The sequence below is a fragment of the Thiocapsa marina 5811 genome (assembly GCF_000223985.1).
Taxonomy (GTDB): Bacteria; Pseudomonadota; Gammaproteobacteria; order Chromatiales; family Chromatiaceae; genus Thiocapsa; species Thiocapsa marina.
On the sequence record NZ_AFWV01000001.1, the window covers coordinates 471281 to 494856 of the forward strand.

Here is a 23576-nt window from a genome sequence, read left to right on the forward strand (position 1 = left end):
TGTCTTCCGTGCCCAGACGAGAGAACCGAGCCTAAGCCCGGTTCCGTCACCTCACGCCCCGTGCCGACGACAACGCCGCCACCCGCAGTCAGATTCGAGCGTCCCGTGACCGCCGCAGCAAGGCATCAAAATACCCGATCGTCGGCGTCAACCCATCCCGCAACGCCACCGTCGGCTCCCACCCGAGACTCGCACGGGCCAAGCCGATGTCCGGTTGCCGCTGCTTGGGGTCATCCTGCGGCAACGCCTCATGCACCAGTGCGGAGCGCGAGCCGGTCAGCTCGAGGATCGTTTCGGCCAACTCGATCATGGTGAACTCGCCGGGGTTGCCGAGGTTCACCGGCCCGGTCAGGTCGTCCGGGCTGTCCATCAAACGAATGAAGCCCTCGATCAGATCGTCGACATAGCAGAAGGAGCGCGTCTGCGTGCCCTCGCCGTAGATGGTGATCGGCTCGTTCCGCAGCGCCTGGACGATGAAGTTCGAGACCACGCGCCCGTCGTTGGGGTGCATCCGCGGCCCGTAGGTGTTGAAGATGCGCGCGACCTTGATGCGCATGCCGTGCTGGCGGCGATAGTCGAAGAAGAGCGTCTCGGCGCAGCGCTTGCCCTCGTCGTAGCAGGAGCGCGGACCGATCGGGTTGACGTGGCCCCAGTAGTGCTCGGGCTGCGGGTGGATGTTCGGGTCGCCGTAGACCTCGCTGGTGGAGGCTTGGAAGATCTTGGCCTTCACCCGCTTGGCCAGGCCGAGCATATTGATGGCGCCGTGCACGCTGGTCTTGGTGGTCTGCACCGGGTCGAACTGATAGTGGATCGGGGATGCCGGGCAGGCCAGGTTGTAGATTTCGTCGACCTCGACATAGAGCGGAAAGGTGACGTCGTGACGCATCAGCTCGAAGTACGGGCTCTCGAGCAGATGGGCGATGTTGTCCTTGGTCCCGGTGAAGAAGTTGTCGAGACAGATGACGTCGTGGCCTTCGGCGAGCAGACGCTCGCAGAGGTGACTGCCGAGGAAGCCGGCGCCGCCGGTGACCAGAATGCGTTTGCGCAGTGCGTAGTTCATCGTACAGTCGTGTACCTCATTTGATTTCACGTGAATCAAACAACCGGGGCTTCAAGCCCCCGCCAAGCACCCCCGCGGCCAGGATAGATGTCACCTCCCCGTCGCTGCCACCGGCGCGGCTTATCCCGCCAAGCGATGCGCCCGCTCCGACGGCCACGCGACACGCAACGCCGAGGCTACAATTCCTCGCGGAGAGTGGAAGCGAGTTACAGGAAAAATCGCTCAAGCGCTTGAAATCCGCACGCGGTACCAGCGCATATAGCGTCAGTAGCACGCTCTTAGGACGGTCCTCTTGATCGATTCTGGATCTCCCAGATCGAGCTTCTGAAGATCCTGGCAAGCGCCGGATGCAGGGGATCGTCTTCGCGGACGTCGGATTTCGCCTTCTCCGACAGCTCCATTGTTTTCCAGAGCAGACCGAAAGGCAGCTCCTTGTGCTGCGAGTCGATCACCGTCTCCAGCTCCTCGACAGTCGCCCGATCCAGCGGGCGCTTGCGAAGCCCCTTGGCGAGCCGTCGCTGATGAGCAAACTTGCCGAAACCCAAGAACATAGAACCCTCCTTCCCCCTCGTCATCCCGAAAGCTTTACTCTGTCGAAACGCTGCGACATCAGTTGCGTTGCCTTCAACGCTTGGCGACTCCCAGGTGAAGGATACCAAGCACATTGCGTCCGAGCCCCTTTTCACACGGCTCATCGCGAAACCCGAAATCATCACCCCCAATCGAGGACCATTGTGCACTCGCCGTCCGAGATCTCGACCTCCAGGCACTGCGCCGGCAAAGAGCGGCCGAACTCCGGATGCCACAGATCGGGGACGAGCCGGGCTTGTCCCTTGGCGATGGACCAGCGGGCGCTCTGCCCGGCGGGCAATAAGAGGTGGCCCTGCATCCCTCCCCCGTCGGCCTGGATCTGCGGATGTAGATGGAAGCGAGCGATCGCCTTGCCGTATTCGCCCTCCAGTCTGTCGGTCACCGTCAGCCGATCCGCCGTCATCTCCCAGGTACGACGGTGCAACGGACGTCCGGGCAGGCGCCGATAGCCATCGTGGGCGGCCGAGACGCGCAGCTGAACCGCTGCCGGCCTACCGGGCTCGGATGAAGCGCCGCCGAGCGTGTCCCGGTCCAGAAACTGATCGCGGCCGAAGTTGGGCACCGTCTCCACCCGCACATCCGACGGTCGCGCCCGGCGTGCGACGCGGAAACCGCCCCACACCTCGCTTGAATCGGCGCCATCGATCTGGACCGTGCTGTGCGCGGCGGTCCCCCGCTCGGCGAGACGCTCCGAACCGCTGCCGTATCGCGAAGTGCCGCCGTTGACGATGACCCGCTGGCCGAACAGTGACAGCTCGAACGACAAGGTATCGGCGTGTGCGTGGCCGGGAAGATAATCAGGCCCGATCGGCGCGACGTCCAGGAGCGCTAGGGCAGAACCGGCTTCCAGACGCACATATCCGGAGTCGCGCACCCAGGACGCGAGGGGGACCTCGGGGTCTAGTCCGGGGTTGGGAGGACCCGGGGCGTCCGTTGGACGCTCACCCTCCTGTGCGTGACAGGGATTAGGTGGAGCATGGGCGTGAGACAGCGAGGAGGCGGAGGAGCGAACAAAGTCTGGAGCTCGGCAGGGAACGGAAAAGCCGAGTCGCCGGCGGTAATCGGTCAACTGCGCCAGTGTCGGCGCAATCCCGAAGGCGGCGTCGTTGAAGAAGCCGATCTCGCCATCCGGGTGACACATCGCCTGCAGCCAGGACGTCATGGCGTCGGCCCGATCGCGGTAGAACGCGACGGCCGCCGGCTCCGCGGTGTCCGGGTAGGCTCCGGCCAGGTCGATCAGATCCAGCACATCATCCAGCAGGATGGCGTGGTACATGGGGCTGCGCTCGAAATGCCCGCCGTCGGGCAGGATCTGCTCATGCAACTCGCGCGCGAGTAACCGCCGACCCGCGGCCAGCCAGCGGTCTGACTCCGGCCCAACGAAAAAGGCCCCGGCGAAAACCAGGGCCTTGGCATTGGCGAACAGATGATTGCCGAGCAGATGATGCTCGAGACGTCGTCGCAGCCACCGCGTCTGCACCGCCAGGCTCTGCACGCAGTCGGGCGGCAGCTCATTGCCCGCCAGCGCCCACTTGATCCAGTTCACGATGCGCAGCGAGGTCGGATAGGGCTCCCAGCCGTTGCCCGCAACGGGCGGGTTCTCCGCGACCCAGCGCTGCAGCAGCGCGCGATGCCAATCGGCACGCGCCGCCGCGTCCAGCGCGTTCAGATCGTCGAAATAGTGTAGGTTGTAGAGCCAGAGCTTATCGCGCGACGGATCGTTCCACGCGCTCGGCCCGAGAACCCGGTGCTCGGCGTTCAGGAACCGAAAGGTCTCCGGCCCCTGCATGGACACCGCAGGCTCCGTCGGCGCCACCCAGGCACCCGTGGCCGCACGCAAACCCGGCGCCGGGCGCAAATCCGGCCGGGGTCGATACAACCGAAACCAGAGTCGACCGTAGAACTGCACCGGACGCAGATGGCGCAGCGTATGCCAGTAACGCAGCAGCATCAGTGCCCCCTCCCCCCGACGACGCCTTCGAGCACACGCAACATGCGTCGGGCCAGTTCCGTGCGGTCATAGCGCGGCGCAGCCTCCAAGCAATGCGTGCGTAGATCTTGATAAAGCGCAGGATCCCGCGCCAGCCGCAGCACGCCGTCGCACAAAGCCTCGGCGTTCTCCGGCTCGAACACCAGCCCCACCCGTTCGCGCTCGACGATCTCGGCGGATTCGCCCGCCACGCCATGCAACACCGGGATCCCCATGCCCATGCACTCGAAGAGCTTCGAGGGGATAACCTGCGTGAAGTTGTCGGCCTTACGCAGATGAATGATGGACATGTCCAGCAGCGACCAGTACCGCGGCACCTCGGCCTTCGGCACCGAGTGCGTATTCCACGCCCATTCGGCCACCCATTCCACGGGCATTCGGCCACTGATTCCACGCTGATTCGGCCACCCGTTCCACGGCGATCCGGCCACTGATTCCACGGCCATTCGGCCACCCCCGGGCAGGGGGCGACGCAGGACCACGATCCACTAGGATCGACCCCTTTTTCGAAGCGAGGGGTCGAGAATGGAGCGGTTGTCCATGCGTAAGATTCGCGAGTATTTACGGCTGCGATTCGAGGCCGGCTTGTCCGCGCGGCAGGTCGCGGCGAGCCTGCAGGTGTCGCGCAGCAGCGTCGGGGAGTACGACCGGCGCTTTGCCGCTGCGGGGCTGAGTTGGCCGTTGCCCGAGGCCTTGAGCGACACGCAGCTGGAGCGTCTGTTGTTTCCGCCGCCACCGGCGGTGCCGTCCGACACCCGCGTGGTGCCGGACTGGGCGGCGGTGCATCAAGAGCTGCGCCGTCCCGGTGTCACGCTGATGCTGTTGTGGGAGGAGTACCGGGCCGCACATCCCGAGGGCTTCGGCTACAGCTGGTTCTGCAAGCGCTACGAGGCCTGGAGCGGGTCGCTCGACGTGGTGATGCGCCAGACCCACCGCGCCGGGGAGAAGCTCTTCGTCGACTACGCCGGGCACACGGTGGAGGTCGTCGATCCGGCCAGCGGGGAGATCCGCACCGCACAGATCTTCGTGGCGGTGCTCGGGGCGTCGAACTACACCTATGCCGAGGCGACCTGGTCGCAAGGCCTGTCCGACTGGATCGGCTCGCATGTGCGGGCCTTCGCGTACTTCGATGGGGTGCCGGCCATTCTGGTCCCGGACAATCTGCGCAGCGGCGTGAGCAAGGCGCATCGCTACGAGCCGGATGTCAATCCCACCTATCTGGAGCTGGCCAACCACTACGGTGTCGCAGTCGTGCCGGCACGGGTGCGCAAACCACGCGACAAGGCCAAGGCGGAAACCGGGGTGCAGATCGTCGAGCGCTGGATCCTCGCGGCCCTGCGCCACCAAAGCTTCTTCAGCCTGAGCGAGTTGAACACGGCGATCGCTACCCTGCTGGAACGACTCAATCAGCGGCCCTTCAAAAAACTGCCCGGTTCGCGACGCACGGCCTTCGAGACGATCGATCGTCCGGCGCTGCGCCCGCTCCCCCTGACCCCCTACGTCTACGCCACCTGGAAACGGGTACGGGTCAACATCGACTATCACGTCGAGGTCGACGGGCACTACTACTCCGTGCCCTACACCCTGGTGAAGCAGGCCCTGGACGTGCGCCTCACCGAGCACACGGTCGAGTGCTTCCACCACCGCCATCGCATCGCCAGCCATGTGCGCTCGCCGCTGAAGGGCCGCCACACCACCGTCCCCGAGCACATGCCCAAGGCCCATCGGGAGTTCGCCGAGTGGACCCCGGAACGCCTGGTGCGTTGGGCCGAAAAGACCGGACCGGCCACCGCCGGGGTCATCGGCCACATCATGGCCAACCGTCCGCATCCCCAGCAGGGCTTCCGCTCCTGTCTAGGGATCCTGCGCCTGGGCGAGCGTTACGGCAACGACCGCTTGGAGGCCGCCTGCCGGCGGGCCCTGCGCCTTGATGCCTGCCGCTACAAGAGCATCGAGTCCATCCTGCAACGCGGCCTCGACCGCCAAGCCCTCCCCGAACAGCAGAGCCTGGATCTACCCGCCGCCCACGACCACCTGCGTGGTCCGGGCTATTTCCACTGAACATCACTCGGAGTCAGACCCTATGTTGCATCATCCCACCCTGGACAAGCTCCAACAGCTGCGCCTCACCGGCATGTCCACCGCCCTGCGCGAACAGCTCGACCTGCCCGAGATCCACACCCTGAGCTTCGAGGAGCGCCTCGGCCTGCTCGTGGACCGGGAGCTGACCACGCGCGAGGATCGCCGCCTGCAGACCCGTCTGCGCCAGGCCAAACTCAAGCACAGCGCCTGCCTGGAAGACATCGATTACACCACCCCACGCGGTCTGGATCGCGCCCTGGTCACCCAACTGGCCACCGGCCAATGGATCCGCGAGGGTCTCAATTGCCTGGTCCTCGGCCCGACCGGCATCGGGAAGACGTGGCTGGCGTGCGCCCTGGCACAGCAGGCGTGCCGACAGGGTTTCACCACGCGCTATCTGCGCGCCCCGCGCCTGTTCGAGGAACTGCGCCTCGCCCACGCCGACGGCGGCTTCCCCAAGCTCATGCGCAGCTTCGCCAACACCGATTTGCTGCTGATCGACGACTGGGGGCTCATGGGGCTGGACGCCGAGGCTCGGCGCGATCTGCTCGAGCTGCTCGACGACCGCCACGGCCAGCGCGCCACGCTCATCACCAGCCAGCTGCCCCTCGAGCATTGGCACGACCTGATCGGGGATCCCACCCTCGCCGATGCGATCCTCGACCGACTGGTCCACAACGCCTACCGGATCACCCTCAAAGGCGAGTCGATGCGCAAACGCCACGCCCGGACGTTGACGCCGAGCGTACCCGCCGAGTAACAATGACACGCCTGCGTCGCTTCGCTCCGACTGCCCCGGCCGAATGGCCGTGGAACGGGTGGCCGAATGCCGGTGGAATCGCCGGCCGGATGTTGGTGGAACAGGTGGCCGAATGGCGTGGAATGCGCACACCGAGTCGAGGAAGACGACGTTGGCCAAACCCATCTGCTCTGCGGTCGCCTTCAGCGCCTGCTTCTGCGCCCCGTCACCCAAAAGCACGAAGCGCACGTCCCGGCCCTCGGGCAATGCCGCCATCCGGCGTGCCGCCTCCAGGACCGTCTCCAATGCGTGCGCCATCCCGTGGGTGCCGATGTAGCCGGCGACCAGCTTGCCGGTCAGCCCGAGCCGTTCGGCCAGTTCCGGATCGCGCTCCATCGGCCGAAAGCGGGTCAGGTCGACACCGTTGGTGACGACCTGGATCTTTTCGCCGTCGATTCCGCGCGAAATCAGATTACGGCGGAAGGACTCGGTCACCGCGACCACCACGGCGGCTCGGCGATAGAGAAACAGCTCTAGATGCTCCATCAACCGGAGCGCGGCTGAATCCTCCATCGCGCCGACGGTCTTGATCGACTCCGGCCAGAGATCGCGCAGCTCGAACACGAACGGCCGCCAGCGAAAGACCGACAGCATCCAGGCCGCACAGTTGGTGAAGAACTGCGGCGAGGTCCCGACGATGACGTCCGGGCGTCGCTGCACCAGCCCCGCCAGGAAGCCTGTGACCATGAAGGACAGATAATCGAGCGTTCGTTTGGCGAAACCCGAATTCGCGGCGATGTAGGTCCAGACCCGCACTACCTCGATGCCGTCCATGCTCTCGCGCTGCCACGGGCGGTTGCGGTAGCCGGCAAAGACCTTACCGGTCGGGAAGTTCGGTGCCCCCGTTATCACCGTCACCCGATGACCCGCCCGCACCCACTCGCGGCAGTGTTCGAAGGTGCGCGAAGCCGGGGCATTGACCTCGGGGGGGAAGTTGTCGGTCAAGAAGAGAATGTGCATCACGAATCCATGTTTACCCAAATGATATGCAGAGACGGTCCCATCCAGCGCTAGCTCGCTCACACGCGTCGGCTCCCAACCGGCGCCCACGCTTCCCCCTCAACTGGCTCCCACGCTTACCCCCATCTGGCTCCCACGCTCTGCGTGGGAGCCTCCTCGGGACGCTCCGCGTCCCTGCCGCCGTCGCTCGGCGAATCAATGATGGTCTTGCCGGATCCTTGGCCTCGCGACGCGGAGCGTCGGGGCTTCACTCCCACGCGGAGCGTGGGAGCGAGCCAGCCAAGTGAGCTTGTCGGCAGGTTACCGAGTGCGAAATGGCGGATGCCGAAGTCATCCGTATCGTGTACATTCCGGCCATGGGCCGCGACCGCTACCGTTTCCTCGAGCCAGACGCTCCGCACTTCCTGACGTGCACGGCAGTCAAATGGCTGCCGCTCTTCGCTCAACCCGCCAACGCACTGATCTTGATCGACTCCCTGCGGTTCCTGCAACACGAGCGGGGCCTCTTGATCCACGGCTACGTCATCATGGAGAACCACTGCCACCTGATTGCCGGCGGACCCAGGCTCGCACGGTCGATCAGCAGCTTCAAGTCCTTCACCGCTCGACAGATGGTCGATCGGATGCGCGAGCGGAACTCTCCGGCGCTTTCGCTTTTAGTCTGGTACCGGGGCCGGCACAAGCGCGATCGCGAGCACCAAGTGTGGCAGGAGGGATCGCACCCCGAGCAGATCGAGGGCGAAACCATGATGCGGCATAAGCTCGAATACATTCACAACAACCCGGTGAAACGGGGTTATGTCGATGACCCCCTGTGTTGGCGATACTCCAGCGCGCGAAACTACGAAGGGTTGGAGGGTTTGCTTGACGTGGTGACGGATTGGTAGTGCCACGCGACGCAGCGCGTCGGGGCGACACTCCCACGCGGAGCGTGGGAGCGAGTTCCGGGGCTCTGCGTAGGAGCGAGTTGGGGAACGGGCGAGCGTGGGGCCTCTCAGCTGCTCGCGGCCGGGATCATGGAGCGGTAAGCAGCGTTTCAAGCGCCGAGACGATGCGCTCGCCGGTGTGGCCGTCCCACAGCTCGGGGATCTCGCCGGTCTGCCAATCACCTGCAAACAGCCGATCCAGTGCCGGACCGAGCTTCGCGGGGTCGGTGCCGATCAGTGCGTTGGTGCCGATGCTGACCGTCTCGGGTCGCTCGGTGGTATCGCGCAGCGTCATGCAAGGCACGCCCATGACCGTCGTCTCTTCCGTGATGCCACCGGAGTCCGTGATCACCGCCTTGGCGTGCTTCACCAGATAGTTGAACTCCAGATAAGGCTGTGGCTCGACCAGATGCAGGCTCGCCGGCAAGTGCGCCAGCTCCGACAAGGTCTTGGCGGTGCGTGGATGCACGGGGAAGATGACGGGGAGACCACGCGTCCCCTCGGCGATCGCCGCCAGCATCCGGGCCAGCGCATCACCCTCGTCGACGTTCGCCGGGCGATGCAGGGTCACCACGAAATACTCGCCCGCCTGCAACCGGAGCTCGTCCCAGAAAGCGGGCGGACGTAGCCGCTCCAGGTTGGTCAAGAGGGTGTCGATCATGGTGTTGCCGACGAAGAGGATCCGCTCATCCCCGACCCCGGCCTTGCGCAGATTCGTGTTCGCGAACTCGCTCGTGGTGAAGAACCAATTGGTGATGGCGTCCGTCACCATCCGGTTGATCTCCTCCGGCATGGTCCAGTCGCCGGAGCGAATGCCGCCCTCCACATGCGCCACCGGCACGCACAGCTTCTGCGCCGCAATCGCGCAGGCCATGGTCGAGGTCACGTCCCCCACCACCAGGCAAAGATCGGAGCCTGCATCGAGCAGCAACCGCTCGTAACGGGTCATGATCGCCGCCGTCTGCTCGGCCTGAGTTCCGGACCCGACCTCCAGATTCACATCCGGCGCCGGGATGCAGAGCTGCTCAAAAAAAGCCCCCGACAGGCGGGGGTCATAGTGTTGGCCGGTATGCACCAGGCGGTACCGCAGCGGACCGCCCGCCGCTTCTCGCGCCTGTAGCGCCTTGATAATCGGCGCCACCTTCATGAAGTTTGGCCGCGCGCCGGCGATGATGTCGATCCGCTTCGTTCCAGGCATTACATCCACTCCGCTTAATTCGCGCCTCTATTCCCGGTCGCCCTTCAGAACATGCATTGCACCGTGGATAACGGCAATGACATCAATTTGATCCGATTTGATGTGATATATATTCAGGTAATCCGTATTTTCTTCTGATCTCGCCAACATCCTTCGTTCTTCCTGCGTTGCTATCCTCGACCCCTTGCTCAATCGCTTCTCGAACGTAGATTTCATACATCAAGTCTTCCCAAGTTGCATTGCTGGGAAGCCGATCAATCAGCTTGTAAGCATCTGCCTTGTTGAGTATCGCAGACATCTTCAACCTCGAACTAGATGAAAAACCGGAGGAACAAGATAAGCGTCCGGTGTGAAGTCACTCACTGTCCGTCTCCAGTAAATAATGGAACTTGAAGCGTCGGTAGACGTGCCTTTCCGATCAGATCGAAGACATGTTGCCGCCAAAAAGGCCAAACATTGTGAACCGCATTAAAATCCGAAAATGCCCTAAGTGCATCCTGCGAGATTGGGCAGATCATGTCGTAGACAACAAAGTAGTCGGCTTCAATACCGAAATAAACCTTTGGATCTTGATCAGTTACACAATCAACGACCCGTTCGCCAAGCGAAACCATGACGTGAAGCTCACGCGTGGAGCTCCCTGCGCGATCCTGTTCTTCAACACTGAAGCGAACCCCGCGCTTGTGCTGTTGGAGTGCTTCGACTTCGTCCTGCGCCGGCATCACGTCCCCACGAAACAGACGCGATTCGTATAAGACGATGTCTCGCAAGCGCAAACCGGCGATTGCTTCGTTGATCGGGTTCTCGGCTTCAGATTTCACGCCGCATGCGCCCGTTTCCATTGGTCGATCTCGACAACCGTCGCGAGGTCTCCTCGCACAGTTGTTCCGCGCGATATCCCGGCGATCCAAACGCGATTGCCGTCGACATACTCACTATCGCTATTGACCGGTATCAGACCCTGAAGCTGTTCAGTGTCTTTCAAATCGGCCATCAACTGTGGATATCGACCGACGAGTCGCAGCAGCCGATCCATCGCAGCACTCTGAACGACCTGCCCACGCTCGTACTTCGAAAAGGCGTTGGCGCCACCTCCAAAAAGCTCCGATGCCTCCTTCTGTGTCAGCCCTAGACGGTCGCGCAGCGCACGAATCTCTTCACCGGTCAGAAGACCATCCGCTCGCCGCCGCGCATCCAAAATGCGAGCGTGATTCCGACGGATCTGATCATCGAAGATCGGGTCCGCTCCGCAACATTCGCATTCATAGCCTTCCAAGCCGCTGACGTGCAGCTCGGCCCCATGGTGCTGGAATGTCTCGCTGTAGGTCACGGGTGTCAGCGTTCCCCGTTCACACATCGGACAAGTCAGATCTTTGTGGGACATTAGCGTTCTCGGTGAAACGAAGCGAGGTTCACAACAACGCAGTCGCGATCGAGTTTCAGTTTCACGTAAAGGTCATCAACGACGCCGGTCGGACCGGAATACGGCACCAGATAGACATCGAACCAGGGTCCAGCAGCCCCATAGCGTTCGGCGTGCTTAAAATGGCAGTCGTTCAGCAACTGTAAACATCGGTGAACGTCCTCGGGTGCATAGCCGAGGTTCTCCACGTCTTGCTGCACTCTACGACTGAGGTAGTGGACGCACCCTTGCTTCGCGAGCTCACAAACCCGGGAAACGGAGTACTCCGCGATTGCTCGACGCTCAGCATCTGGACTTCTAACCATTATGGTTAGTCAGATCGAGAAAAGCAACCCGCCAGCGACCTCTCAGGGACATCCCTACCCGTCCAGTCATAAGTCTTCTAAAAAACCATAAAAAGTGAGCAGCAATGGTTTGGTGTGTCGTCGGGACGCGGTACTTGGGAAGAACTTACAAACTATGCGGTCTCCGCCATCTCGATCGCCACCCGACTCACCTCCAAAATCTCCTCCAGCGGAATCGGCGCCGGCCCGCCGCTGCGCAGCGCTTCCACGAAGGCGGCGGCGCAGGCGCGCTGTCCCTTGTCCTGGCGCCAGAGGTTCATGGACTTGAAGCCGGGCCAGCCGAAGCCGACGAGGCGACGGAAGTTATCCAGTTGCAGCACCCGCCCGGCGGCGAAGACCTCGAGCCGCTCTTTCGAAAACGCCTTGCTGCCGTTGGCGAGGTCATGCACGGTGCCGAGCGAGCCGTCGGAAAAGCTCTGGCTGATGCAGACTGAATTACCGATTGCCGAGTCCATCGTCAGCGCCTCGGCGCGCGCGATCGGTGCGTCGGCGAGAAACCGCAGCAGATCGGTGAAGTCGCAGGCTTCGCCGATGATGCGCCCGCCGCCGACCGCCGGATCCTACGTGCAGCGATCCGCCGGGATCGCCCCCCGCATTCACCGTCATCACGAACGCCTTCGGCCCGATCACACCCGCCAACAGCGCCTTGATCTTCTGCACCTGCGGCGCGAATCGGCGATTGAAGCCGACCATTAGGAGAGGCACTGAGGCACTGAGGCACTGAGGCATTAAGGACTCACCGCGACTGCGACAGGTTTAATCCTTCAACCTGGTGCGAGAGTCTCCGGAAATCTCCTCAGGTCCCAACGCAATCCTCGACCGACCGATAAAAAAAATGATGTGACTCGCCAGGGGATTGAGGTCGGATTCAGCGAGGGGATGCAGGGGGCATGTCAGGCATCTCCAGGCAACCAATCGTCCTCCAGCAAATGATCCGGCACGTAAGGCAACGCCTCGGGGAAGTGCGCCGGCGACAATCCAGTTTCCTTGCTCGCCAATGTCGCGCCATCTCGATAGGCGGACGCGGCAGCCTCTGCGAACAGAGGCTTGAGGCTGGGAGAGTCCTGAAGCAGGTCGCGTATGCGTAGCCTTTGCTCCAGGATGGAACCTCGCCAGGAACTGGACCGATGCGCTGGCTGGTACTGCCATTTGAGCAGATGCCCCAGCAGAATTTTCAGCCGACTGATCAACTCCTGGCGATCACGACGCCCCATCGTTTCCAGCTCCTCGACTAAATGCTCGATGTCCAACTCCTGGAATCGACGTTGCCGGAGCAGCTCCGCGGTCTGTTGTGTCCAGGCATGAATGTCGTGCTCGTAAAGATTGGTCATCGTCATTCAGCAATCCTCGTCGTGTCGGCTCCCCTCGTTCCCCTCGTTCCCCTCGTTCCCCTCGTTCCCCTCGTTCCCCTCGTTCCCAAGCTTCGCTTGGTACCGCTGTCCGCAAAGCCTCGCTTTGCGAATCCCGCGCCACCTCATCAGACATCGCTCGGGCACGTGAAGCAAGCGAGAATCACGGCAACGCAGTCGCGATCGAACTTCACCTTCCGCTGGTTCGCTCTAGCATGGCACGGGCTCGATGCGCCAAAGATGCGACCGTTTCATCTTAGCCCTTCAGCGTCTCGATCAATCGCTTCTCGCGCCTCTGATGCGCAAGGGACGACCAATCAACTCAGCGCCGTCCACCTCGGCAACCACGCGCAAAACCGTTTCCTCATCCACCTGAAATGGAGACAGGACCACAACCAACGCGATCCGAAGCAGTTGTTCTTCGGGTACCTCTTCAGGGTTGGTGCTCCTGACTTCTTCAGACGGCGGCAGTAATCCATCCGACTCCAGCAGACAGTGGTCACCCTGCATAATCCTGATTCGCGCCGAAGTAACATCATCACTTTTCGGCAGGATCAGCGTTGAAACCAAGCAAAGCTTGGGGAGTACCACCGGAAGCGCTTCGGCAACAATAAGATCGCCAAGATAAACGCCGATGAAGCTCTGCTTGTTGCCGATTTCCTGGCGAACGTCATCGCAGTAAATAACCTCAAGCTGACGTCCGGTCATGACTGCTTCTCGCGCTTGGCGGCAACAGCATCGGAAATGGTATTGAGGTCCACGGAAAGCGCATCCGCAAGCTTTCGTGCAGTCGAGAGTAGCGGATCGTCCAACCCGGCCTCGATGCGCGACAATCGCGACTGCGACGTCCCGATCCGTTGTGCCAACTCTTTCTGAGAGAGCCCCTCACGCATCCGCAGTGCCGCCAATGACCCATCGGGATATAACGTTTTTGCCAAGCGCCCGCGTGCGTTTGCCAGCGCCCTCGAACGCTTCGGATTCGTTTCAGCCTCGGCCAACCGCTCCTCGATCGATCGGTAACCTGAAGGCTGAGGTGGATGAACGAACGAGGCTTCCAAACGCATGAAGCTCTTGTCCGATGCTGTCGTTGGATCCCCGCTGATGATTCGACGGACAAACTCAGGGGATTCCAAGCGCTTGGTAGGAGTTGACGATTCGCTGAGTGAAGTGGTGTTTGGGGTCATAGTCAAAATCCCTCGGCACGATGCCCAGGATGTAATAGCGCCGTTGCTTGCCATGAAAAGCGTAGATGACGCGATAAGACGCCGCGTCGCCCGCAAAGCCGAACAACCGAAGCCGCCAAAGACCATAGTGTTTCCACAGGCTCTCCCAGCGACGCACCTCGAAGTCGAACCCCGCATCATAGCTGCGGTATCGATTTTCCAAGAGGTGATCAAGTACCGTCTGCGAGGACGCCGCTTCCTCCAGAAAGACGTCGATACCCGCGGCTCCTTTCTCGTCGACCTCATACAGCGCCTCGAGATCTTTTTCAGCATCCTCATGGATGCTCATGCTGTAGGCGCTGACCCGAGAGTATTTCATACCGTCCTCGGTATGGCTATGTGGTTTTTCATGTTCCTTCGCAAGCGTGCTGGCGCCTACGGCTGCGCGACCTCGATCGCCACCCGACTGACCTCCAAAATCTCCTCCAGCGGAATCGGCGCCGGCCCGCCGTTGCGCAGAGCTTCCACAAAGGCGGCGGCGCAGGCGCGCTGTCCCTTGTCCTGGCGCCAGAGGTTCATGGACTTGAAGCCGGGCCAGCCGAAGCCGACGAGGCGACGGAAGTTGTCCAGTTGTAGCACCCGTCCGGCGGCGAAGACCTCGAGCCGCTCTTTCGGGAACGCTTTGCTGCCGTTGGCGAGGTAATGCACGGTGCCGATCGAGCCGTCGGAAAAGCTCAGGCTGATGCTGACCGAATCACCGGTTGCCGAGTCCATCGCCAGTGCCTCGGCGCGCGCGATCGGTGCGTCGGCCAGAAACCGCAGCAGATCGACAAAGTGGCAGGCTTCGCCGATGATGCGCCCGCCGCCGACCGCCGGATCCTGCGTCCAGTGATCCGCCGGGATCGCCCCCGCGTTCACCGTCATCACAAACGCCTTCGGCCCGGTCACACCCGCCAGCAGCGCCTTCATCTTCTGCACCTGCGGCGCGAACCGGCGATTGAAGCCGACCATCAAAAGAGGCACTGAGGGGGAAGGCACTGAGGCATTAGCAGAAGGCACTGAGGCACTAAGGCACTGAGGCACTGCGGGCTCACCCCCACTCTGCTCATTGCCGCCCTGCCTCAGTGCCTCAGTGCCTCTCTCACTCGCCGAACTCGCTCCCACGCTCCGCGTGGGAGTGTAGTCCCGACGCTCCGCGTCCCGTGCCACCAACCCCAGCGCAACCTCAATCTCCCCCAACTCCCCCAACGTCAAACACAACGGCTTCTCGACAAACACCGCCTTCCCCGCCGCCAAGCCCTGCAAAACCATCCGTGCATGGCTGTCGTGCCGAGTCGTGACCACCAGGGCATCCGAATCCGGATCCGTAAACAGCGCCTCCGTATCCGTCGTCGTGCGCGCGAAGCCGAACTTCTTCCCGGCATGGACCCCGCTCACCCCGCCGCTGGAGGCGACTGCGACCAAGCGTGCGCCCGCGGCCTTGAAGGCGGGGATCAGCACGCCGGATGCGTAGTTCCCGGAGCCGATGAAGCTTAGAGAAGGCACTGAGGCACCGGAAGAAGGCACTGAGGCACTGAGGGACTGAGGGACTAAGTGCTCGAACGCCCCCCTCTTCTCAGTGCCTAAGTGCCTAAGTGCCTCAGTGCCTTGCAAAGGAACCGTCCTAGCCAGCAACCGCCCCTCATCCCCACCGGGATACTCCAGCACAATCCCCAACGAAGGCTCGGCGCCGCCGACCACCGCATAGGCCCGCTCGGCATCGCCCAACGCGAACCGATGCGACACCAACGGCCCGACATCAAGCCGCCCGTCGGCCAGCATGTCCAGCACCGCCTCGAAGTTGCGCTGCTCGGTCCAGCGCACGAAGCCCATCGGATAATCTTGCCCCTGCTCCTCGTAGAGCGGGTCATAACGCCCCGGCCCGTAGGAGCAGGAGACCTGAAAGCTCAGCTCCTTCTCGTAGAAATCAGCCCGCGACAGCTCTAGCCCGACCACGCCCACCAGCACGATCCGCCCGCGCTTGCGGGACATGAGCGCCGCCTGATGCACCGGCCCGTTGCTGCGGGTCGCGGCCGTGATGATCACGGCATCTACCCCGCGTCCGCGCGAGAAGCCCTCGGCGACTGCCACCGGATCCTGACCGGCCGACAGATCCACCGTCTCGGCACCGAACTGCCGCGCCAACGCCAGCTTCGTCGGATCCATGTCGATGCCCAACACCCGGCAGCCGTGCGCTCGCAGCAGTTGGACCGTCATCAATCCGATTAACCCAAGCCCAGTCACCACCACAGCCTCGCCCAGCGTCGGCGCCGCCAGCCGAATCCCCTGCAAGGCTATGGCTCCGATCACGGTAAAGGCCGCCGCCTCATCCGAGACCGCGTCCGGGATCCGCGCGCAGAGGTTCACAGGCACGCTCACCATCTCGGCGTGTTTGCCGTTGGATGCGACACGATCGCCAACACGAAAAGGCACTGAGGCACTAAGGCACTGAGGCACTAAGTGCCCGTCCGAGCCCCTCTGCTCAGTGCCTTCCTGCCTCAGTGCCTCAGTGCCTTTTCCCCCTCCCTGCCTCAGTGCCTCAGTGCCTATCTTCTCAGTGCCTCTCCTCCCTGCCCCAGTGCCTATGCTCTCCACCACCCCGACATTGCAATATCCCAACGCGAGCGGCTGCCCTAGCTTATTGCGCACTGCCTCCACCGTTGGCACCAAACCGTCGGTCTTCACCTTCTCCAGCACCTGCCGCACCTTATCCGGCTGCTGGCGCGCCTTCTCCAACGGATTGGCCTTGCCGAAGTCCACTACCATGCGCTCCGTCCCCGCGGAGATCAGCGAGCATGTGGTCCGGATCAACACAGCCCCGCGTCCGACGCGCGGGCAAGGCACCTCGGCAAGCTCGGTGCTGCCGTCTTGAAGATTCTGGAGGATTTGTTTCACTGCGATCCCGATTCAATGCGAAAAATGCTAACGGATGTGGCCGCGAGGATCCTGTCGGCCGTGTAGAACACGGACCCCGTGAAGAACTGCGCTCGGCGGCTCACGAGCAAAGCCGCGCCGAAATTGGCTGAAGCCCAACCCACTGCCATGCGACGCGGAGCGGTACTCGCGACCACGCTCCACTTGGCTATGCAGCCGGGAACCTCACCGCGTCACTGCCATCAGGCCGCCACGCGCCGCCGCAACCGATCCGCGAAGCAGAGCGTCGGGCGACCCTCCCCGGCGAAGCATCGGCGCGAGTTCATGCTCACCTCGCCAGATCCCACCAACATCCGCCTGACTCAGATCCCCGCCCCTCACCCCGCCTTCCGCAACTCCGCCACCAACAACACCCGAAACCGATCCAACCCCGGCACCAAATTCACCAACCGCTCATACACCCACCCGACCAAATACGTCGGAGCCGAGAACCGCAGATACTCCGGCCGCCCCTCGATCAGATCGACGCGCACCACATCCAGACCCGCACCCGCCGCCTACCGCGCGATATCCGCCCGTGAATTAGCCCGATACCCTGTCGGAAAGACATCATCCGACGCCCTGCCCCGCCAACGCACCACCCAGCGGTGAAACGCATGCGGCGTCAGCTGAGCGATCAGCGGAACATAGCGCCATTTGTTCGGAGTCTTCCCGAGCAACACCCCGCCCGGCCGCAACACCCGCGCGACCTCCGCAAAGACCCGCGCCGGATCCGGAAGATGCTCAAGCACGTTGTCCGCAAACACCAGATCAAAGCTGCCGTCCGGATAGGGAATGGACTCGCCGACCCCGACCCGCCCCTCATCCAGGTAGGGATTCTCGACCACCCGTGGATCCGGATCGATCCCCCAGATGCGCCGTGCACGTCCATCGACTAGGAACCCGCCGATTTCAAAACCATCCGCACGGTTCTTCCTAACTCGTCGTACTCCCTTTCCATCTCGCGGGCTGCCTCTTGCATGGCGGCTGTCGGCTCACCAGGCACGAAAAGGGTCACCAAGGCTTCACCAGGCAGCGCAAAGGAGACTTCACCGCGCAGCCCAGAGAGGCCGAAACGATCTTCGAAATGCTCGACCGCAAATGCTACAAGTTCATTCATATCCTTACTCCAACTCTTAACCCCTTCGGAAACATCGATCTGGAGATTTATCTTCGCCTTCGCGTCCCGAGTATCCACTAACGGCACCAATAAACCATGATTAAGGTGATTTCCGGGAAAGCATCGACCAACATGTAGGGGCGACTTTAGTCGCCCGGTAAGCATTGGCAACACGCACGGCCGGGATGATCATTCCCGGAAATCGCCTAAACAGTATCCCGCGGCTCAAGATCCGGTGAGGTGGCATCCAATCCCGCCTTATACGCGACGGATCAAAGCCCCAAGCCCCAATCACGCACCGCCCGCCCGCTATCATCCCTGTACGCGCATGCCAGATCCACGTCCATAAACTGCCGGATCCGCAATTGCCGTCTCGGAACGTGCCACCACCTCCGAGTCGGCATAGCAATCCTTGTCCCAGAGCGTTACGGCGGAGCGCCGTGATTCTGCCTTTGGACGAACTTACGGCCCTACTGGAAGACCTCGACGATTTGGCCGCTGTGGCCGAACGGCGCGACGAGCCCAGCGTTTCGCATACTGATCTGCTCGACGGGCTCGAGCGCGGGTGGTGACCGCAGCGTGGCTCTCCTTGCCCTGGATTCCGGCCTCCCGACCGGCATGCCTCTTCCCTTCATCATGTCGTCCCGTCCCGCGCCCTCAGCCGCGCTGAAAAAACTGCGGCACCTTGGACAGATTCTTCCACGCCAGCGCGCCCACCGCCCCCATCGGCCCCAGGCTCAGCGCGTCGCCCCGGCCCTGGCGGCGCAGGATCTGGTAATCCTCCCAGGACTTGCGGGCGATGTGCCTCAAGTTGCGGTTGCTCTTGCCACCGAGGCGCATGCGCACCAGCACCTGGGGCAGATACACCACCCGCCCCTCCAGCCGGCTCAGCACCCGCAGCATCAGGTCGTAATCCGCCGCGATGCGATAGCGGGTATCGAAGCCCCCCAGCCGCTCATACACCGCGCGGCGTAGATACAGGGTCGGATGCGGCGGCATCCACCCGCGGCGCAGGCGCGTCGGGTCGAAGGGCCCCGCCCGCCAGTGGCGCACCACCCGCGTCGGGTCGCTCTGGCTGACGTACTCCAGGTCGCCATACACCGCCATGACCCTCGGGTCGGCGAAGGCCGCGGCGATGCGCGCCAACACCTCGCGGTCGCCATAGACATCGTCGCCATGCAGCACGCCCACCACCTCGCCACTGGCCTGGGCCAGGCCCTTGTTCAGGGCGTAATAGATACCCTGATCCGGCTCGCTGACCAGGACCGCCAACTGGGCCTGGCGCGCCCTCAGCACCGCCAGGGTGCCGTCCGGGCTAGCGCCGTCGATGACGATCTGCTCGCGGTCGGGATAGGTCTGCGCGGCCACAGCATCCAGGCAGGCGCCGACCGTGGCGGCGCATTCAAAGGTGGCCGTGATGATGGAAATCTTCATGGTTTATCACTTGGTATGGTTGCTCTCCTGCGTCTCGACTCAGTGCACCGCCACCTTGAAAGCCGGCACCGCCGGTGACCAGGATGCGTTTGCGCAGGGCGTATTTCATGGTTTCTCTATCATTGACGACGCCAGGCCGTCGCCGTTTCTTTCAAAGTGCTCGCAGGGCCCAGGGCAGCGCCAGGCTGCCATCGCTGCGCGCAGCGTCGAGGTCGCGCACGTAGAGGACGTTGCCGGAAGCGTGGCCATAAAAAAAATGAGAATGCGCTTAAAACAGTAGTCACAATTCATCGGAGGTCACTCAAGATGCAGGTCGCCGTCCGCGAACTAAAAGCCCATCTCTCGCGCATCCTGTCCCGCGCCCAGGGCGGGGAGCCAATCGAGGTCACCTCGCACAACCGGTTGATCGCCCGTATCGTCGGCATCCCGGGCGACACGGCTGACGGCCTGCGTGCGCCGATCGCCAATGGCACCCTGTCCTGGAACGGCCGTAAGCCGTGTCCGGCGGCGCCGGTCGAACTAACCGCGCAGGGTACCCCCGTCAGCCGAATGGTCGCGGAGGATCGCGGTTGATCCTGTTTTGCGACACCTCAGCGCTGGTCAAGCTCTACGTTCGCGAGGCGTTCACCGACGAGATGCTCGCCGCGGTGGCAACCGCCTCAGCGACCGCGGTCTGCCGGATCGCTTGGGCAGAAGCCATGGCCGCACTGGCCCGGCGCTCGCGCGAGTCCCCCGCCGATGCCGATGCCATCGCCACCGTCCGCGAACGCTTGCACGCGGATTGGAGCGATGACGCGATCGTCGAGGTCACCCAGACACTGGTCGAGCGCGCTGGCGAGTATGCAGACACCTTCGCCTTGCGTGGCTATGACAGCGTCCAACTCGCCGCAGCGCACATCTTGTCCAGCGCTAGTCCAGAACCGGTCCAGTTCGCCTGCTTCGATCGGCGCCTGAGTAACGCCGCAAGGGTACTGAGCCTGGAGCCGCCCTTTGCAGCCCGTTCGGGCTGAGCACTGCATGAGCGGGGCCATCCAGCTGCGCACAAATCGCGACTACCCCGCAGCGACAAGGCCTCAGGTGATTTCCGGAAAAGAACCTACCCTAATCGAGATTCAAGTCGAAGGCTCGCGGAGCCTGAGCGTGTCTCGTGTTGGGCAGGTGGTCAGTTTTACGTCAGCGGGTCCATCCGTCAGACACAGGATAGGCGATCGCGCCCGTCATCCGCTCTGAGTTTCGATCTGGTATTGGTTGCCGGCGTCATCGCGATGTCCTGTCGGTCGCGATGGCCCGCCGTCCGTTGCGCTGCAGCGGGTCGGCCCGCGGGGTCGTGCGCCCCGATTCGGAACACGCTGTAACTCGCTCCCACGCTCCGCGTGGGAGTGTAGCCCCGACGCTCCGCGTCGAACCTCGCAGGCCGGGAAACCCGGACCCGATAAACACGCCCACGCACCCATCGGGCGTCGGACGCGGAGCGTCCACACGATACACCTACGCAGACAGTGGGCGGAGCGAGTCCGAGTCAGTACGTCCCGATGGTCCGCACAGCGGATCTACGGGTGTGATTCCGGGGGCCCCGGTGTCGCCCGCGGATGGAGCCGTGCAACGCGTCAGCGAAAGAGCGCATCCGCGGTGTCGGCGGTGAGGATGCGCACGGACCAGCGGCGCAGACTGTCGTTGTCGGCCGATTCGATCCGTTCGCGCAGGGCCTCGGCGGAGTCGGCACCGAATTTGTTCTCGATCTGCCACAGCAGGAGGTCGGCCTCGCCTTGGCGATACCCTTTCTTGATCCCGGCGCGTTCGGCGCTGGTGACGTATGGCATCTGTTTGCTCTCCTCGTAGGTGTAGAGCTCCTGAAGGAAAGAGTCCTCCAGGGTTCCGGGCAGTCTGATCATCCAATCAATGACGCGGAACAGCTCCAGGATGTCCTTGCGTGCGTAGCCGCGATCATACATCAGGCGAATCAAGCGAAACTTCCAGGCTTTGCGGGTTTCGGCATCCTTGGTGGCCTTGGCGCGGATCTGGGCCATGACGACCAGGGCGAAGGGGTTGTCGCTGGCCTCCAGCGCGGGCCAGCGCTCGGGGGTGTCCCAGTCGATGAGCTTGACCATCGGGAAGCGGAAGTCGACCGCACAGCCCCAGAGGTCGTCGTGATAGTGCTCGGGACGAAAGCGCGGATCGGTATCGGCGAGCACGGCGAGGCTGGCGACGGGCACGCCGTGGGCGTCGCGGATCTTGTGGTTGTAGACGAACATGCGCTCGGCGAAGGCCGTCTCGGGCTCGCCCTGCACCTCCACGTGCACCAGCACCCAGGCCGGCTGACCGTCGAGTCGGTGCAGACCGACGAGTTTGTCGGCGTAGCGGCGACCGACGTCGGCGTCGCGAACGATCTGCTGGAGCTCCTTGTCGAGGAATCGGTAGCCGAGGGACCAGTCGATGCCGGCATGGATGCGTGGAAAGAGCAGCGCGAGGAACTCCGGGAAATAGCCCTCCAGCGCCTCCTTCCAAGGGCTGTCGTGGTCGCTGCGCGGGGTGGGCTCGGCGGTGTCGGTCATGCGGGGCTCCTGTGACGGGCGGGGGTAGGGGCGACTTCAGTCGCCCGGAAACCAAGCCGCGGGAGCGAGGGGGCGACTGAAGTCGCCCCTACACGCCCCTACACGCCCCTACACATCCCTACCCGTCTCCATGAAGTTCCCCCGGAATTGACGTCGACGGAACCTTGTCCAGCAACCGCTCCCCGTTGGCGCGCCCGGCACGGCGGGGCGTCGGCGCCGACATCGAATCAGGGATGCGCCGGCCCCAAGCAGATCGCTCGGAAGCAGGCGAGGCCGATTCGTTGTCGATCGCGATGACCGTGGGACGTCCTCGGTTTGATGAACACTCAACGTGCCGAATCGGGGCGCTTGAGGACGGATGGTCCGCGCAGCAGACGGCCTTGGACATCCTTTCGTTCAGGCCTCGTGAGGTTCCCGATCGGGCGCGAGATTCCGGCCGCACGCCGGGTACGCCGACTTCAGTCGGCGCGTGTAACGAGCGCGGCCGCACGCAGGGTACGCCGACTTCAGTCGGCGCGTGTCACGAGCGGTCCCGACGCGCCGGATCGGCCCGCTCGCCCGGGCTCCGTGCCGACTGAAGTCGGCGGACCCGGAGATCGTGCTGTTTCCGGGGGCGTCGACCACCCCGCAGACATCACCCCCGCCGAACAAACTGCGGCAGCTTGGAGAGATTCTTCCACGCCAGCGCCCCCAGCCCGCCGACCCGGTTCGACCGCAGCGCCCGATAATCCTCCCGGGACTTCTGCAGGATCTTCCCCACCGAGCGGTTGCTCACCCCGCCCACGCGCATGCGCACCAGCACCTCCGGCAGGTAGACCACCCGCCCCGACATCCGCGTGAGCATCCGCAGCATCAGATCCTAGTCCGCCGCGATGCGATAGCGGGTATCGAAGACACCGAAGCGCCCGTAGAGCGTGCGGCGCAGATACAGCGTCGGATGCGGCGGCATCCAGCCCCGACGCAGCCGCGCCGGCCGAAACGTCCCGGAGCGCCAATAGCGGATCACCCGCCCCGTATCCTCGCGCGCCACGTACACCAGATCACCGTAGACCGCCTCCACCGCCGGATCCGCAAAGGCCGCGGCCACCCGCGCGAGCACCTCCGCATCGGCATAGACATCGTCCGCATGCAGCAGACCCACGACCTCCCCGGTCGCCCGCGCGAGGCCCTTGTTCAGCGCATCGTAAATCCCCCCGTCCGGCTCGCTCACCAGCACCGCGAGCCGGTCGCGATGGGCCTTCAGCACCTGCAGCGTCCCGTCCCGGCTCCCGCCGTCGATCAGGATGTGCTCGAGGTCCGAATAGGACTGCCCGGCCACCGAGGCCAAGCAATCGCCGACCGTCTCGACGCAGTTCCAGGTGGCCGTGATGACCGAGATCTTCATAAGCACAGACCAAACACCGAAGCCAAAAACAAAGAAACCGAGCCTAAGCCCGGTTCCGTAACCTTACGTCCCGCGCCGGCGGCGAGAGCGCCGGCAACCGGGTCAGACGAACTCACTCCCACGCGGAGAGAATGCCAATGCGCCCCCACCCATCCACATCGCGTTCTCAAAACCGCCCAAAGGTAGAGGCGACTTCAGTCGCTCAGATGTAGGGGCGACTTCAGTCGCCCAGATGTAAGGGCGACTTCA

General features: G+C 63.3%; 28 protein-coding genes and 1 pseudogene. 7 read left to right on the plus strand and 22 right to left on the minus strand.

Annotated elements, in window-relative coordinates; genetic code table 11:
* Nucleotides 1-88 precede the first annotated feature (88 nt).
* The 4 genes from THIMADRAFT_RS02110 to THIMADRAFT_RS02125 form a co-directional block, all read right to left on the minus strand.
* Complete coding sequence (locus THIMADRAFT_RS02110) at nucleotides 89-1060, minus strand: UDP-glucuronic acid decarboxylase family protein (RefSeq protein WP_007191295.1); 972 nt, start codon at nucleotides 1058-1060, stop codon at nucleotides 89-91.
* Nucleotides 1061-1338: 278 nt separating this feature from the next.
* Nucleotides 1339-1719 carry a hypothetical protein gene (locus THIMADRAFT_RS02115; RefSeq protein WP_233490123.1) on the minus strand — a complete coding sequence of 127 codons (381 nt, stop codon included), beginning with the start codon at nucleotides 1717-1719 and terminating at the stop codon, nucleotides 1339-1341.
* A 53-nt stretch (nucleotides 1720-1772) separates the two neighbouring features.
* Nucleotides 1773-3602 (minus strand): heparinase II/III family protein, encoded by a 1830-nt coding sequence (locus THIMADRAFT_RS02120; protein WP_007191297.1) that lies wholly within the window; start codon nucleotides 3600-3602, stop codon nucleotides 1773-1775.
* Nucleotides 3602-4018 carry a glycosyltransferase gene (locus THIMADRAFT_RS02125; RefSeq protein WP_007191298.1) on the minus strand — a complete coding sequence of 139 codons (417 nt, stop codon included), beginning with the start codon at nucleotides 4016-4018 and terminating at the stop codon, nucleotides 3602-3604. The genes THIMADRAFT_RS02120 and THIMADRAFT_RS02125 overlap by 1 nt, the downstream gene beginning before the upstream one ends.
* A 148-nt stretch (nucleotides 4019-4166) precedes the next feature.
* Here THIMADRAFT_RS02125 and istA point away from each other — a divergent pair, with 148 nt between their 5' ends.
* Together istA and istB are read left to right on the plus strand one after the other, a co-directional pair.
* Nucleotides 4167-5702: an IS21 family transposase gene (gene istA, locus THIMADRAFT_RS02130; protein ID WP_007191299.1), complete on the plus strand. Its 1536-nt coding sequence runs from the start codon at nucleotides 4167-4169 to the stop codon at nucleotides 5700-5702.
* A gap of 22 nt (nucleotides 5703-5724) precedes the next feature.
* Complete coding sequence (gene istB, locus THIMADRAFT_RS25270) at nucleotides 5725-6483, plus strand: IS21-like element helper ATPase IstB (protein ID WP_083829175.1); 759 nt, start codon at nucleotides 5725-5727, stop codon at nucleotides 6481-6483.
* Nucleotides 6484-6879: 396 nt separating this feature from the next.
* Here the strand turns inward: istB and THIMADRAFT_RS27645 are convergent.
* Nucleotides 6880-7482: pseudogene (locus tag THIMADRAFT_RS27645) on the minus strand (glycosyltransferase family 4 protein); the annotation flags it as partial.
* Nucleotides 7483-7796: 314 nt separating this feature from the next.
* On the opposite strand from THIMADRAFT_RS27645, the gene THIMADRAFT_RS02140 reads away from it, so the two are divergent.
* Nucleotides 7797-8369 (plus strand): REP-associated tyrosine transposase, encoded by a 573-nt coding sequence (locus THIMADRAFT_RS02140; RefSeq protein WP_007191301.1) that lies wholly within the window; start codon nucleotides 7797-7799, stop codon nucleotides 8367-8369.
* 127 nt (nucleotides 8370-8496) lie between these two features.
* On the opposite strand, the gene wecB is transcribed toward THIMADRAFT_RS02140, so the two are convergent.
* The 6 genes from wecB to THIMADRAFT_RS27655 all read right to left on the minus strand — a co-directional run bounded on the left by wecB (nucleotide 8497) and on the right by THIMADRAFT_RS27655 (nucleotide 11762).
* The gene (wecB, locus tag THIMADRAFT_RS02145) at nucleotides 8497-9606 is read right to left on the minus strand and encodes a non-hydrolyzing UDP-N-acetylglucosamine 2-epimerase (protein WP_007191302.1); all 1110 of its coding nucleotides are present in this window, start codon (nucleotides 9604-9606) and stop codon (nucleotides 8497-8499) included.
* Nucleotides 9607-9688: 82 nt separating this feature from the next.
* Nucleotides 9689-9904 (minus strand): hypothetical protein, encoded by a 216-nt coding sequence (locus THIMADRAFT_RS25275; RefSeq protein WP_083829176.1) that lies wholly within the window; start codon nucleotides 9902-9904, stop codon nucleotides 9689-9691.
* Nucleotides 9905-9965: 61 nt separating this feature from the next.
* Nucleotides 9966-10448 carry a hypothetical protein gene (locus tag THIMADRAFT_RS27650; protein WP_007191303.1) on the minus strand — a complete coding sequence of 161 codons (483 nt, stop codon included), beginning with the start codon at nucleotides 10446-10448 and terminating at the stop codon, nucleotides 9966-9968.
* Nucleotides 10424-10990, minus strand: coding sequence for a type II toxin-antitoxin system MqsA family antitoxin (locus THIMADRAFT_RS02160; protein ID WP_007191304.1), 567 nt, complete (start codon nucleotides 10988-10990; stop codon nucleotides 10424-10426). The genes THIMADRAFT_RS27650 and THIMADRAFT_RS02160 overlap by 25 nt, the downstream gene beginning before the upstream one ends.
* A complete protein-coding gene (locus THIMADRAFT_RS25280) occupies nucleotides 10990-11334 on the minus strand; it encodes a type II toxin-antitoxin system MqsR family toxin (RefSeq protein ID WP_083829177.1) in 345 nt (114 codons plus the stop codon). Before THIMADRAFT_RS25280 ends, THIMADRAFT_RS02160 begins: the two co-directional genes overlap by 1 nt.
* A 152-nt stretch (nucleotides 11335-11486) precedes the next feature.
* Nucleotides 11487-11762: a hypothetical protein gene (locus THIMADRAFT_RS27655; protein WP_040729227.1), complete on the minus strand. Its 276-nt coding sequence runs from the start codon at nucleotides 11760-11762 to the stop codon at nucleotides 11487-11489.
* A 1-nt stretch (nucleotide 11763) separates the two neighbouring features.
* On the opposite strand from THIMADRAFT_RS27655, the gene THIMADRAFT_RS27660 reads away from it, so the two are divergent.
* Nucleotides 11764-12069, plus strand: a complete 306-nt coding sequence (locus THIMADRAFT_RS27660) for a hypothetical protein (RefSeq protein ID WP_040729231.1) — start codon at nucleotides 11764-11766, stop codon at nucleotides 12067-12069.
* A 197-nt stretch (nucleotides 12070-12266) separates the two neighbouring features.
* Here the strand turns inward: THIMADRAFT_RS27660 and THIMADRAFT_RS02175 are convergent, their stop codons facing one another.
* From THIMADRAFT_RS02175 to THIMADRAFT_RS02210, 8 genes are all read right to left on the minus strand, one after another.
* Complete coding sequence (locus THIMADRAFT_RS02175) at nucleotides 12267-12710, minus strand: DUF29 domain-containing protein (RefSeq protein WP_007191307.1); 444 nt, start codon at nucleotides 12708-12710, stop codon at nucleotides 12267-12269.
* Nucleotides 12711-12998: 288 nt separating this feature from the next.
* Nucleotides 12999-13430 (minus strand): DUF6941 family protein, encoded by a 432-nt coding sequence (locus THIMADRAFT_RS24340; RefSeq protein WP_007191309.1) that lies wholly within the window; start codon nucleotides 13428-13430, stop codon nucleotides 12999-13001.
* Nucleotides 13427-13786: a helix-turn-helix domain-containing protein gene (locus THIMADRAFT_RS25285; RefSeq protein ID WP_233490125.1), complete on the minus strand. Its 360-nt coding sequence runs from the start codon at nucleotides 13784-13786 to the stop codon at nucleotides 13427-13429. Before THIMADRAFT_RS25285 ends, THIMADRAFT_RS24340 begins: the two co-directional genes overlap by 4 nt.
* Before the next feature lie 55 nt (nucleotides 13787-13841).
* Nucleotides 13842-14264: a hypothetical protein gene (locus tag THIMADRAFT_RS02190; RefSeq protein WP_007191311.1), complete on the minus strand. Its 423-nt coding sequence runs from the start codon at nucleotides 14262-14264 to the stop codon at nucleotides 13842-13844.
* 56 nt (nucleotides 14265-14320) lie between these two features.
* Nucleotides 14321-16819, minus strand: coding sequence for a bi-domain-containing oxidoreductase (locus THIMADRAFT_RS02195; RefSeq protein ID WP_007191312.1), 2499 nt, complete (start codon nucleotides 16817-16819; stop codon nucleotides 14321-14323).
* A gap of 536 nt (nucleotides 16820-17355) precedes the next feature.
* Nucleotides 17356-17748, minus strand: coding sequence for a class I SAM-dependent methyltransferase (locus THIMADRAFT_RS02200; RefSeq protein WP_083829179.1), 393 nt, complete (start codon nucleotides 17746-17748; stop codon nucleotides 17356-17358).
* Entirely contained in the window at nucleotides 17733-17957 is a 225-nt protein-coding gene (locus THIMADRAFT_RS02205) for a hypothetical protein (RefSeq protein WP_007191314.1), read from the minus strand. Before THIMADRAFT_RS02205 ends, THIMADRAFT_RS02200 begins: the two co-directional genes overlap by 16 nt.
* Nucleotides 17958-18614: 657 nt before the next feature.
* The gene (locus tag THIMADRAFT_RS02210; protein WP_007191315.1) at nucleotides 18615-19391 is read right to left on the minus strand and encodes a glycosyltransferase family 2 protein; all 777 of its coding nucleotides are present in this window, start codon (nucleotides 19389-19391) and stop codon (nucleotides 18615-18617) included.
* Between THIMADRAFT_RS02210 and THIMADRAFT_RS02215 the strand changes: the two genes are divergently transcribed.
* Genes THIMADRAFT_RS02215 through THIMADRAFT_RS02225 form a run of 3 tightly spaced genes read left to right on the plus strand, consistent with a single transcriptional unit; the run spans nucleotide 19375 to nucleotide 20401 of the window.
* On the plus strand, nucleotides 19375-19671 hold the full coding sequence (locus THIMADRAFT_RS02215; protein WP_139052654.1) for a hypothetical protein: 297 nt from the start codon (nucleotides 19375-19377) through the stop codon (nucleotides 19669-19671). The two genes, THIMADRAFT_RS02210 and THIMADRAFT_RS02215, sit on opposite strands and share 17 nt — an antisense overlap.
* A 26-nt stretch (nucleotides 19672-19697) precedes the next feature.
* Nucleotides 19698-19964: a type II toxin-antitoxin system Phd/YefM family antitoxin gene (locus THIMADRAFT_RS02220; RefSeq protein WP_007191317.1), complete on the plus strand. Its 267-nt coding sequence runs from the start codon at nucleotides 19698-19700 to the stop codon at nucleotides 19962-19964.
* Entirely contained in the window at nucleotides 19961-20401 is a 441-nt protein-coding gene (locus THIMADRAFT_RS02225) for a type II toxin-antitoxin system VapC family toxin (RefSeq protein ID WP_007191318.1), read from the plus strand. Before THIMADRAFT_RS02220 ends, THIMADRAFT_RS02225 begins: the two co-directional genes overlap by 4 nt.
* 597 nt (nucleotides 20402-20998) lie before the next feature.
* On the opposite strand, the gene THIMADRAFT_RS02230 is transcribed toward THIMADRAFT_RS02225, so the two are convergent.
* The 3 genes from THIMADRAFT_RS02230 to THIMADRAFT_RS02235 form a co-directional block, all read right to left on the minus strand.
* Nucleotides 20999-21943, minus strand: a complete 945-nt coding sequence (locus tag THIMADRAFT_RS02230; RefSeq protein WP_007191319.1) for an RpnC/YadD family protein — start codon at nucleotides 21941-21943, stop codon at nucleotides 20999-21001.
* 634 nt (nucleotides 21944-22577) lie between these two features.
* A complete protein-coding gene (locus THIMADRAFT_RS27665; RefSeq protein ID WP_007191320.1) occupies nucleotides 22578-22796 on the minus strand; it encodes a hypothetical protein in 219 nt (72 codons plus the stop codon).
* A gap of 6 nt (nucleotides 22797-22802) precedes the next feature.
* Nucleotides 22803-23327: a glycosyltransferase family 2 protein gene (locus tag THIMADRAFT_RS02235; protein WP_007191321.1), complete on the minus strand. Its 525-nt coding sequence runs from the start codon at nucleotides 23325-23327 to the stop codon at nucleotides 22803-22805.
* Nucleotides 23328-23576: the final 249 nt, after the last annotated feature.

Excerpts from the sequence above, each read along its gene's own strand:
- THIMADRAFT_RS02110 (WP_007191295.1), bottom strand. The coding sequence starts at position 1,060 with ATGAACTACGCACTGCGCAAACGCATTCTGGTCACCGGCGGCGCCGGC.
- THIMADRAFT_RS02120 (WP_007191297.1), bottom strand. The coding sequence starts at position 3,602 with ATGCTGCTGCGTTACTGGCATACGCTGCGCCATCTGCGTCCGGTGCAG.
- THIMADRAFT_RS02125 (WP_007191298.1), bottom strand. The coding sequence starts at position 4,018 with ATGCCCGTGGAATGGGTGGCCGAATGGGCGTGGAATACGCACTCGGTG.
- istA (WP_007191299.1), top strand. The coding sequence starts at position 4,167 with ATGGAGCGGTTGTCCATGCGTAAGATTCGCGAGTATTTACGGCTGCGA.
- istB (WP_083829175.1), top strand. The coding sequence starts at position 5,725 with ATGTTGCATCATCCCACCCTGGACAAGCTCCAACAGCTGCGCCTCACC.
- THIMADRAFT_RS02140 (WP_007191301.1), top strand. The coding sequence starts at position 7,797 with ATGGCGGATGCCGAAGTCATCCGTATCGTGTACATTCCGGCCATGGGC.
- wecB (WP_007191302.1), bottom strand. The coding sequence starts at position 9,606 with ATGCCTGGAACGAAGCGGATCGACATCATCGCCGGCGCGCGGCCAAAC.
- THIMADRAFT_RS25275 (WP_083829176.1), bottom strand. The coding sequence starts at position 9,904 with ATGTCTGCGATACTCAACAAGGCAGATGCTTACAAGCTGATTGATCGG.
- THIMADRAFT_RS27650 (WP_007191303.1), bottom strand. The coding sequence starts at position 10,448 with ATGGAAACGGGCGCATGCGGCGTGAAATCTGAAGCCGAGAACCCGATC.
- THIMADRAFT_RS02160 (WP_007191304.1), bottom strand. The coding sequence starts at position 10,990 with ATGTCCCACAAAGATCTGACTTGTCCGATGTGTGAACGGGGAACGCTG.
- THIMADRAFT_RS25280 (WP_083829177.1), bottom strand. The coding sequence starts at position 11,334 with ATGGTTAGAAGTCCAGATGCTGAGCGTCGAGCAATCGCGGAGTACTCC.
- THIMADRAFT_RS02175 (WP_007191307.1), bottom strand. The coding sequence starts at position 12,710 with ATGACGATGACCAATCTTTACGAGCACGACATTCATGCCTGGACACAA.
- THIMADRAFT_RS24340 (WP_007191309.1), bottom strand. The coding sequence starts at position 13,430 with ATGACCGGACGTCAGCTTGAGGTTATTTACTGCGATGACGTTCGCCAG.
- THIMADRAFT_RS25285 (WP_233490125.1), bottom strand. The coding sequence starts at position 13,786 with ATGCGTTTGGAAGCCTCGTTCGTTCATCCACCTCAGCCTTCAGGTTAC.
- THIMADRAFT_RS02190 (WP_007191311.1), bottom strand. The coding sequence starts at position 14,264 with ATGAAATACTCTCGGGTCAGCGCCTACAGCATGAGCATCCATGAGGAT.
- THIMADRAFT_RS02205 (WP_007191314.1), bottom strand. The coding sequence starts at position 17,957 with ATGAATGAACTTGTAGCATTTGCGGTCGAGCATTTCGAAGATCGTTTC.
- THIMADRAFT_RS02215 (WP_139052654.1), top strand. The coding sequence starts at position 19,375 with ATGATGGAAATCTTCATGGTTTATCACTTGGTATGGTTGCTCTCCTGC.
- THIMADRAFT_RS02210 (WP_007191315.1), bottom strand. The coding sequence starts at position 19,391 with ATGAAGATTTCCATCATCACGGCCACCTTTGAATGCGCCGCCACGGTC.
- THIMADRAFT_RS02220 (WP_007191317.1), top strand. The coding sequence starts at position 19,698 with ATGCAGGTCGCCGTCCGCGAACTAAAAGCCCATCTCTCGCGCATCCTG.
- THIMADRAFT_RS02230 (WP_007191319.1), bottom strand. The coding sequence starts at position 21,943 with ATGACCGACACCGCCGAGCCCACCCCGCGCAGCGACCACGACAGCCCT.
- THIMADRAFT_RS27665 (WP_007191320.1), bottom strand. The coding sequence starts at position 22,796 with ATGCTGCGGATGCTCACGCGGATGTCGGGGCGGGTGGTCTACCTGCCG.
- THIMADRAFT_RS02235 (WP_007191321.1), bottom strand. The coding sequence starts at position 23,327 with ATGAAGATCTCGGTCATCACGGCCACCTGGAACTGCGTCGAGACGGTC.